The 8,219-nt window shown below is 30.8% G+C and carries 10 protein-coding genes and 1 riboswitch; all 10 genes read right to left on the bottom strand.

Features of this window, described 5'->3' with window-relative positions:
- Positions 1-19: 19 nt before the first annotated feature.
- On the bottom strand, positions 20-781 hold the full coding sequence (locus ACO5J6_RS07285) for an ABC transporter ATP-binding protein (protein ID WP_485643084.1): 762 nt from the start codon (positions 779-781) through the stop codon (positions 20-22).
- A 289-nt stretch (positions 782-1,070) separates the two neighbouring features.
- Entirely contained in the window at positions 1,071-2,102 is a 1,032-nt protein-coding gene (locus ACO5J6_RS07290; protein WP_485643068.1) for an ABC transporter substrate-binding protein, read from the bottom strand.
- A gap of 20 nt (positions 2,103-2,122) precedes the next feature.
- A complete protein-coding gene (locus ACO5J6_RS07295) occupies positions 2,123-2,905 on the bottom strand; it encodes an ABC transporter permease (RefSeq protein WP_485643070.1) in 783 nt (260 codons plus the stop codon).
- Positions 2,874-3,182 carry a thiamine-binding protein gene (locus ACO5J6_RS07300; protein ID WP_485643072.1) on the bottom strand — a complete coding sequence of 103 codons (309 nt, stop codon included), beginning with the start codon at positions 3,180-3,182 and terminating at the stop codon, positions 2,874-2,876. Before ACO5J6_RS07300 ends, ACO5J6_RS07295 begins: the two co-directional genes overlap by 32 nt.
- Positions 3,183-3,414: 232 nt before the next feature.
- Positions 3,415-3,518, bottom strand: a riboswitch (TPP riboswitch).
- A gap of 147 nt (positions 3,519-3,665) precedes the next feature.
- Positions 3,666-3,959 carry a GRAM domain-containing protein gene (locus ACO5J6_RS07305; RefSeq protein ID WP_485643074.1) on the bottom strand — a complete coding sequence of 98 codons (294 nt, stop codon included), beginning with the start codon at positions 3,957-3,959 and terminating at the stop codon, positions 3,666-3,668.
- A 126-nt stretch (positions 3,960-4,085) separates the two neighbouring features.
- Positions 4,086-4,376, bottom strand: a complete 291-nt coding sequence (locus ACO5J6_RS07310; protein WP_485643076.1) for a ubiquinol-cytochrome C reductase — start codon at positions 4,374-4,376, stop codon at positions 4,086-4,088.
- A gap of 55 nt (positions 4,377-4,431) precedes the next feature.
- Positions 4,432-5,547 carry a hypothetical protein gene (locus tag ACO5J6_RS07315; protein WP_485643077.1) on the bottom strand — a complete coding sequence of 372 codons (1,116 nt, stop codon included), beginning with the start codon at positions 5,545-5,547 and terminating at the stop codon, positions 4,432-4,434.
- Positions 5,548-5,734: 187 nt separating this feature from the next.
- The gene (locus ACO5J6_RS07320) at positions 5,735-6,514 is read right to left on the bottom strand and encodes a hypothetical protein (protein ID WP_485643078.1); all 780 of its coding nucleotides are present in this window, start codon (positions 6,512-6,514) and stop codon (positions 5,735-5,737) included.
- A gap of 137 nt (positions 6,515-6,651) precedes the next feature.
- Positions 6,652-7,419, bottom strand: a complete 768-nt coding sequence (locus ACO5J6_RS07325) for a hypothetical protein (protein WP_485643079.1) — start codon at positions 7,417-7,419, stop codon at positions 6,652-6,654.
- Between the two features lie 16 nt (positions 7,420-7,435).
- Positions 7,436-8,098, bottom strand: coding sequence for a DUF6683 family protein (locus ACO5J6_RS07330; protein ID WP_147004916.1), 663 nt, complete (start codon positions 8,096-8,098; stop codon positions 7,436-7,438).
- Between the last annotated feature and the right edge of the window lie 121 nt (positions 8,099-8,219).

The raw sequence follows: 8,219 nt of genomic DNA on the forward strand, positions 1-8,219 counted from the left end.
ATAAATATTATATCATATTTTATTTTAAATACTTCAATATTTCTCTTTTATATTTCAAAAATTTTTCTGACAGCTCCAGTTCCTCATTATCTCCAAATCTATCCATATCAATGTCTATTTCAGCCGTTATTTTTCCGGGACTGCCTGCAAGTATATAAATCCTGTCGGAAAGAATAACAGCCTCGTCAATGTCGTGAGTTATAAACAATGTCGACATTTTTATCTGTTTCATTATGTCGAGATACCAGAGGTGCATTTTGTGCTTTGTAATAGCATCCAAAGCACTGAAAGGCTCGTCCAGCAGTGCAGTTTCACCCGAAAAAAGATATGTTCTCAAAAGAGCCGCTCTTTGCCTCATTCCTCCTGACAGTTGGCTCGGATACTTTCTTTCAGTCCCTTCCAGACCGAACTGCCTGAAATATTTTTCAGCCTCTTCCCTTGCCGTTTTCTTTTTTTCCCCTTTTATTACAAGCGGAAGGGCAACATTGTCAATGACAGTTTTAAAAGGCAGCAGCAAATCTTTCTGAAGCATATAACTTATATTTCCTGATTTTCCTGTAATATCCATACCGTTCATTTCCACTATTCCTTTATCAGGGAAAATCAGTCCCGCAATCACATTAAAAAGCGTAGTTTTTCCGACTCCGCTTAGACCCAGAATGCATACAAGCTCATTTTCATACAATCTGACGGAAATATCTTCTATAATCTTTTTATCTTCAAATTTTACTGAAATATTTTTTGTCTCAAGTTTTATTTTCCGTTTTTCTTCTTTATCCATAATTTTTATTTTCATTCTGCAAATACTGCCTTTCATTTTTTTAAAATCTATATTTATAGTTTTTACTAAATCTTCCATTGTATTATTAATATTTTCTTTTGATACTTTCTTTTATGCTTTTAATATCTTCTTTATATGCTTTCTCTTATTTTTCCATTAATAATCTCAAATATTTTTAGAAAATTATTACTTTCCTTAATTTCGATACTGTCATAAATTTTATTTCTAATATTATTTCTAATAACTATTAAAAATCTATCTTTTATTTATTTTGCATAATTCTAAAATTCTATTTCAAATAATCATTGGAAAAACCGTATCCTTTAGGAATTTCCTTTTTAATAAGCCCATTTTTAAACAGCCATTCATAAAATAAATCCCAACGATTTTGGTCTATTATTCCCCATTCTGCCGAATCGGCTTTATATCTTGCAGACAGCCATTTCTGACTTGCTACGGCAAGCTCGAGTTTCAGTTCGGGAGCATTTTTCACTAATATTTTCGCTGCTTCTTCGGGATTTGTAATAGCATATTCATATCCTTTTCTTATTGCCCTTAGAACTTTTTTTGCTTCTTCGGGATTTTTTTTCAAATACTCATTATTAGCTATAATAACGGGACTGTAATAATCCAGCTCTTTTCCATAATCGGCAAAATTCAGAAAATTAGTCTGTAATCCCGCAAGCTCCGTAGCTATACCGTCCCACGCATAATATACCCACACTGCGTCAATGTCGGTCTTGAGAGCAGTAACTACATCAGTTACCGTATTCGGTATCATCTTAACTTTATTAAAGTTTCCTCCGTCATCAGTTATGATTTTCTTTAATATCGCTTTTTCTATTTCATCGTCCCATGTGGCATATTTACGATTTTCAAGCTTTTTCGGGCTGTCTATCTCCTTATCTTTCAATGATATTATCCCTGATGTATTGTGCTGTATAATCGCAGCAACGGCAGTTACAGGAACGGGATTATCATTTGAAAAGGATTTTGCCAGCGTATCCTGAAAACTTATTCCGAACTGGGCTCCTCCCGCACCGATGAGTGCCGTTGTACTTCCTTCAGGCGGTTGTACTATTTCCACGTTTTCCAGACCCTCTTCCTTGAAATATCCCAATTCTTTTGCAACAAACAGCCCCGTATGATTAGTATTCGGTGTCCAGTCCAGCACTATACTTATTTTTTTTGAGGAATTTTCATTGTTTTTTTCTCCTGCATTTTTACTATCCGCTCCGTTATCCTTGCCGTTACTTTTTCCACAGGACATAACCAAAATTCCCATAACACATAACAACATAATTTTTACGATTTTTTTCATTTATTTCACTCCTTCTTATATTATTTTACTTTATTGTTTTCCCACGGCATTGCCGCTTTCTGTATTTTCTTTACAAGATACATTAAAAACAGGCTTATTGCCGATATAAAAAATATTACTGCGAACATTTTATCAAAAGAATATGACTTTCTGACCCTTGTCATATAGACCCCGAGACCGTCAAATCCTCCCAGCCATTCTGCCACGACTGCTCCTATAATTGAGTAAGAAACGGATATTCTAAGTCCTGCAAAAAAATATCCTATGGAACTCGGAAATTTTATATGTATAAAATTTTGCAGAGGTGTCGCTCCCATTGTTTTCAATAAATTCAAGGCGTCCCTGTCTGCCGACTTAAATCCGTCAAGCAATCCTATCGTGATAGGAAAAAATGATGTAATAACAATCAGGGTTATCTTGGGCATTATTCCGTAACCAAGCCATAATACCAGAAGCGGTGCTATCGCTACCGTCGGTATTGTCTGAGTTATTACAAGTACGGGATAAATTGACCTGTATGCAAAATCAAATCTGTCCATTATAATAGCCATTAAAAATCCTAATATTATTCCCAGTCCAAGCCCTAAAAAGGCTTCTATCAGCGTTATCCCTGTATGGTGCATTAATAAAGGAAAATCATCTATAAAAGCTTTCACTACTTCAAAAGGCGACGGCAACATAAATTTCGGTACAACTCCGATCACTGATAATATTTCCCATAGTAAAAGAACAAGAAATACTATGATAAAAGGAGCGGTCTTATCCAGTATTTCAGTTAGAATGTTTTGAGATTTTCTGCTCAATAGTAAGTACATCTCCTTTCGGTTTATAATTTATTTTTACATAGGACATAACTCCCGACGCTCCGGCTTTTACAGCTATCATCTGGCATTCTTTCACAATGTCCATAAGTTCTTCATATTTTCCCTCAATCGTCGTTTCAAAAGGCCCTACATGAATATTCAGATTTTTACTTTTAATATAGGCAATCACTTCATCTACAATCCTTACAATCTCCTCATTCCCCTGAACATTTGGTAAAACCTGTATTGCGACACTTGCGTCTATTTCCTTTGACATAAAAAAATCCTCCTTTTTTGACAAAGGAGGTATTTTAATATTTATTTTTACAGTCAGTTTTTTTTCAGTTACTTTTAATTAACTATTTTTAAGATTAGCTATTTTTAATTAGAAATACTGATATTCAAATAACTTAAATCCGATAATTTTTAAATCTGTACTATTTATTTTTTCTATTATATATTTTCCGGTTTTCAGTTATTCTGATTTGATGTTTCTATCTACTGTAATTTTAATTATTAAAGATACTCCCTCCGTCGGTATTATCCGAATCAGGTTTGGCGGGTTAAGCCTTTTTACGGCTACTCTCAGCAATATGCTCCCCGGTATTTTAATCTTCGGTTATTTTAATAACAGTATATAGCGATTTTGATTATAAGTCAAGAGAATTTGAAAAATTTTCTTCAGTAACGGACAGGTTCAAGACAAAGTTTTCCATTTACATCAGAACAGTTTGACAGTTTTAATAACATTTATAATTCTCTATCCTATTTTACTGTTAAGAAATTCTATAACATTACTTCTTCCATTAAGCACAAATTTATGATTAAATCCGTCTTTTGTTGTAATTCCCATACCATTTGGTACTATAAATAACGTATTTCTTTTTTTCACTTCGACTATATCGCTATATTTTATTTCTGTTTCACCTCTCTGAATATTTAGTGCATGTGATTTAAAAATAAGTCTATCCTCATAAAAATATACTTTACCGCCTACACTTTCTATCCCTCTAAAATAATTAGCCATAATACTTTGACCTGTAAAATCTTTCATTTTATTTTGAGGCTCTCTCAAAGAAAAAATATAATTTTTTTCTGTTTGGTACCGACCTCACTCCTTTCCATATGACATTTTAAATTTTTTTATTTAAAATATTTAAAAAATATTATTTTTAGTAAATTAATTACCAATATAGTCAAAAGTTTCCAAAGTTAAATTTCTATTTCCATTTCCATAAAAATACACTTTAAATACTGTTCCTTTGGAAAATTTGTAATAAGTCTGGTCAACAAGTCCTGTAAAATTAAATGTTTTTCCTGACTGAAGGCTCACACAGTTTGCGAATCTTTTGCCATCTTTTGTCATACCTCTTGAAGTTACACGACATTTTTCAACAGTTCTTAACGTCTTTTGTGCTGCAAAACTGTAGGCACTTGCTAATATTAAAAATGTAAAAATAATTTTTTTCATAATAAATCAACTCCCATTACTGTAATTTTTAGTTATTTGTGAAAATTTATAAATTCTACCATTTTACTCCCAGTTTTTTTATGAGCTGTGCGTAATTCGCAGGAGGCATCCAATATTTTATAATTTTTTTGTTTTTATTGAACACATCCAGTGCTTTTTCCTTTTCACCTTTTTTCAAATAAACATCTATCATAATTGTATACAGTTCGTTTAATGGATGATTTCTGCTATTTTCATAAACAAATTCGGGATATTTTTTTGTATCGACATTTTTATATGCTTCAATTCCTTTTTGTGCATAATTTAATATTTCTGAATAGTTATCAGGATAATTATGATAAAGGAAATCTGTCATAATACGGTATCCTTCCGGATAATCAGGGAAATTTTCTATTAATTTTTGTGATATTCTTTTAAAGTTAATGTTATCAGGATTTTTTACCGGTGAATAAAGTATCAGAAGTAGTTTATAATCATCAATTTTCGCTGTCTTATTTCTTATTTTTTCCTCTTTTTCACTGATTAAAAGTTTTCTATCATCATCATTTTCCGGCGTTCTTACAATTTGTCCTATGGTTTTATCCATTCCTTTTATTTTATAGCTGTCAAGTGAAAGAATATTTATAAACTCTATATTCTCATCATAAGGAATTTTCCATTTTTTAAGCGGATAGAAGTACTCAAATTTTACAGTCATTTCCTTTTCGATATATTTTATATCATTTTTCTTTAATTCACTTTTTAAAAAGGAAGATACTTCTTTTTCTATTATTTCCATTTGTGTCAGCTTACTTTTTCCTTTAACTAACGAATTAAAGTCTTTATTTTTATAAAATTTAGACATCGTATAGTTTAAATCAGGATATTTCAATGACACATTCACATAGGCAACTTTTACTTCTTTTCCATTTTTCTTTTTCTGCCTTTCTATTTCAATCTCGTTTATTTTATAAGTAAGATATTTATAACTTTCCTGTGAAGTACGCCAGATATTAAACCATATTAAATGATATTCATTAACCTTTTTTGTATCTTCATTTCGTGCCGCGTTGATATAATCGTTAAAAGCCGATGTTACCGCCTTTTTATCATCATTTTCAGAACTCTCAGTTATCCCGCAGCTTGTCATAAACATAATTGCCAGTAAAATAAATGACATAAACTTTTTCATAATCCCTCCTGACTTTTTTATAAGAAATTTTCCTGATTACACTATAAAAATATTATATTCAATTTTTCCGTCCAGTGTATAAGTATCTATTTTGTACTTTCCTGAAATTTTATCTTTTGAAATTTTTATTTTTTCACCTCTGTTTGTATTTAACTGTTCAAAATTTCATCAGCTATTTCTTATCCTATTAAAATAAATGTATATGTGCTTTACTTCCATATAGTAAAACGAATGTCATAATTGGCATAAAAGATATAAAAAGAAGCATACTCTGCATTATCTTCATTTTAAAAAGCCTAAATTTTACTTTTGGAATCTGCTTTTTCTGAATTATGTCTATCATGTTGTCCACAATTTCTGAGATTCTGCTATTTTCTATTATTATATCTATTTGCGAAGAGCCTCCTTTTAAGTTTTTCTCAGGCACAAAACAGATTTCTTTTTTTCCATCAAGAAGATAGATGTGAGATTTAGATCTGATTATTCGAGTGCCAAATAGAGGAAATAACTCAGTACCCCAGTTATAGCCTTTAATATCCAGTAATTTTCCATTTAAATAAAAATCTTCATTTATTATCTCAAGCGTATCTTTTGTTTTTTCTTTTGGATAATAATATTTGTTCCCGTATGTTATACTTATTACAGCACAGCTAAGTAAAAGCAGTATTCCAATTTTTATCCCGGAAAACATTAATATTTCTATTATGGTAAAGCAGATAATATTTAGAAGAACTGCTTTTTTCAGATTTTCAGGCACTTCATAAAATACTCTTCCTGTTTCTGTTCTTTCACGGTAAACTGTATCAGCTGCTAAAATTCCAAGTTTTATTTTCTCTTTAGCTTCATCTTCATGCCTTTGAATAATCTTACGTAAATTTTTTTTGATTTTTCTATTTTTCATATCAAAAATAATTATTATACTCAAAACTGCAAAATATATTAATGCAAAAACTAAACTATATAGCATTTTAAACTCCCTGAATTAATAAGATATTCCTTGCAATGTTATATGAATTCTGTCAGCATCCACTTTTAAAATTGTTTTCAGTACCTGTTTTTACAAAGATAATATTGTTATACACCATATATGCTACCATTATTTTGCTAAAATAAATACATATATGCTTTGCTTTTATACAAAGAAACAAGTATCACAATTGATATAAAAAGTAAAAAAAGAAGTATGCTCTGCATTTTTTTCATTTTAAAAAGTTTGAATTTTACTTTTGGAATCTGTTTTTTCTGGATTACATCAATAATATCATCTATAATTTTAGAAATTCTGCCATCTTCTATTATTATATCTATTTGAGATCTTTTTAACTGTCTTTCAGGTACAAAACAGATTTCTTTTTTTCCGTCAAGAAGATAAATATGGGATTTAGAGTATATTATTTGAGTTCCAAATATAGGAAACAATTCAGTTCCCCAGTTATAGCCCTTAATATCCAATAATTTTCCATTTAAATAAAAATCTTCATTTATTATTTCAAGTGTATTTTCTGTTTTTTCTTTTGAATAATAATATTTATATCCATATATCATACTTATTACAGCACAGACTATTAAAAGCAATATTCCAAGTTTTATTCCCAGAAATATTAATATTAGCATTATGGCAAAGCAAATAAGATTTAGAATAGCTGCTTTTTTCAAATCTTTCGGCACTTCATAAAATACTCTTCCTGTTTCTGTTCTTTCACGGTAAACTGTATCAGCTGATAAAATTCCAAGTTTTATTTTCTCTTTAACCTCATCTTCCTGTTTTTGATTAATTTTACGAAGTTTTTTTCTGTTTTTTATTTGTTTCACACCAAAAACGATTAATATAACAGCAACTGAAAGATACACTAATACAATAATTGAATTCATTTCAGTCCCCTCCGTATTAATAAGATATTCCTTGGGCTGTTATACGGACTCTATCAGCATTCACTTTTAAAATAGCTTCAAGTATTTGTTTTCCTGCATCCCTTAATTGAGCGGTAGTCTGTGAATTAGGATTGCTCTGATTTAAGGACTGTCCCACAGCTAAAGTCATTCCAACCATAACCATCTGGTCGTACATACTTTTTTTCTCCCTGTTGCTCATTCCGTCAAAAAATCCGCTGTTTTCAAGATGAGCCTTGAACTGATCTGCCATAGGTTTCACATAGTCATCATTAAGACTTATATTGTTATATGCCATGTATGCTCCTGCTATTACAGCCGCTACTGCTGAAGACAGATCATTTGTCGGTATTCCTACAGAATGGGCTACCTGTGGAAAAGAATCATACAGCTGTTTTAATGATGCCCTTATTTCCTTTTGCTGGCTTTTTGGATAAGTTGCAACCAATGTTTCCAGTCCATCGGTACTTCCGTCCTGTGTGAAAGTAAGTGATGATTTTCCGTAAGATTTACCTTGTGAAGATGAAGTTGTATTTAAAAGTTCCTGCATTATTTCATTTTTAAACATATCGCTGTAGTCAGCATGAGCTTGTCCTGAAATTCCAAGTCCCAGTGCTAAAATACTTAAAAGAAATATTTTTTTCATAAATTTTGCTTTCATAACTTTTCCTCCTGTAATTTTTTTTATTTAGGATTGTCTCATAAAGAAACATAAATTGCCACTATTAGTAAAAGGTGCAACGGATAAAAAAGATAAAACATATATTTTGTAAATTTATTAT

The organism is Pseudoleptotrichia sp., assembly GCF_057270515.1.

What these genes read in the sequence shown, in the direction of transcription:
- ACO5J6_RS07330 (WP_147004916.1), bottom strand. Translation starts at nt 8,098, where the DNA reads ATGAAAGCAAAATTTATGAAAAAAATATTTCTTTTAAGTATTTTAGCA.
- ACO5J6_RS07300 (WP_485643072.1), bottom strand. Translation starts at nt 3,182, where the DNA reads ATGTCAAAGGAAATAGACGCAAGTGTCGCAATACAGGTTTTACCAAAT.
- ACO5J6_RS07315 (WP_485643077.1), bottom strand. Translation starts at nt 5,547, where the DNA reads ATGAAAAAGTTTATGTCATTTATTTTACTGGCAATTATGTTTATGACA.
- ACO5J6_RS07320 (WP_485643078.1), bottom strand. Translation starts at nt 6,514, where the DNA reads ATGCTATATAGTTTAGTTTTTGCATTAATATATTTTGCAGTTTTGAGT.
- ACO5J6_RS07290 (WP_485643068.1), bottom strand. Translation starts at nt 2,102, where the DNA reads ATGAAAAAAATCGTAAAAATTATGTTGTTATGTGTTATGGGAATTTTG.
- ACO5J6_RS07305 (WP_485643074.1), bottom strand. Translation starts at nt 3,959, where the DNA reads ATGAAAGATTTTACAGGTCAAAGTATTATGGCTAATTATTTTAGAGGG.
- ACO5J6_RS07285 (WP_485643084.1), bottom strand. Translation starts at nt 781, where the DNA reads ATGGATAAAGAAGAAAAACGGAAAATAAAACTTGAGACAAAAAATATT.
- ACO5J6_RS07310 (WP_485643076.1), bottom strand. Translation starts at nt 4,376, where the DNA reads ATGAAAAAAATTATTTTTACATTTTTAATATTAGCAAGTGCCTACAGT.
- ACO5J6_RS07325 (WP_485643079.1), bottom strand. Translation starts at nt 7,419, where the DNA reads ATGAATTCAATTATTGTATTAGTGTATCTTTCAGTTGCTGTTATATTA.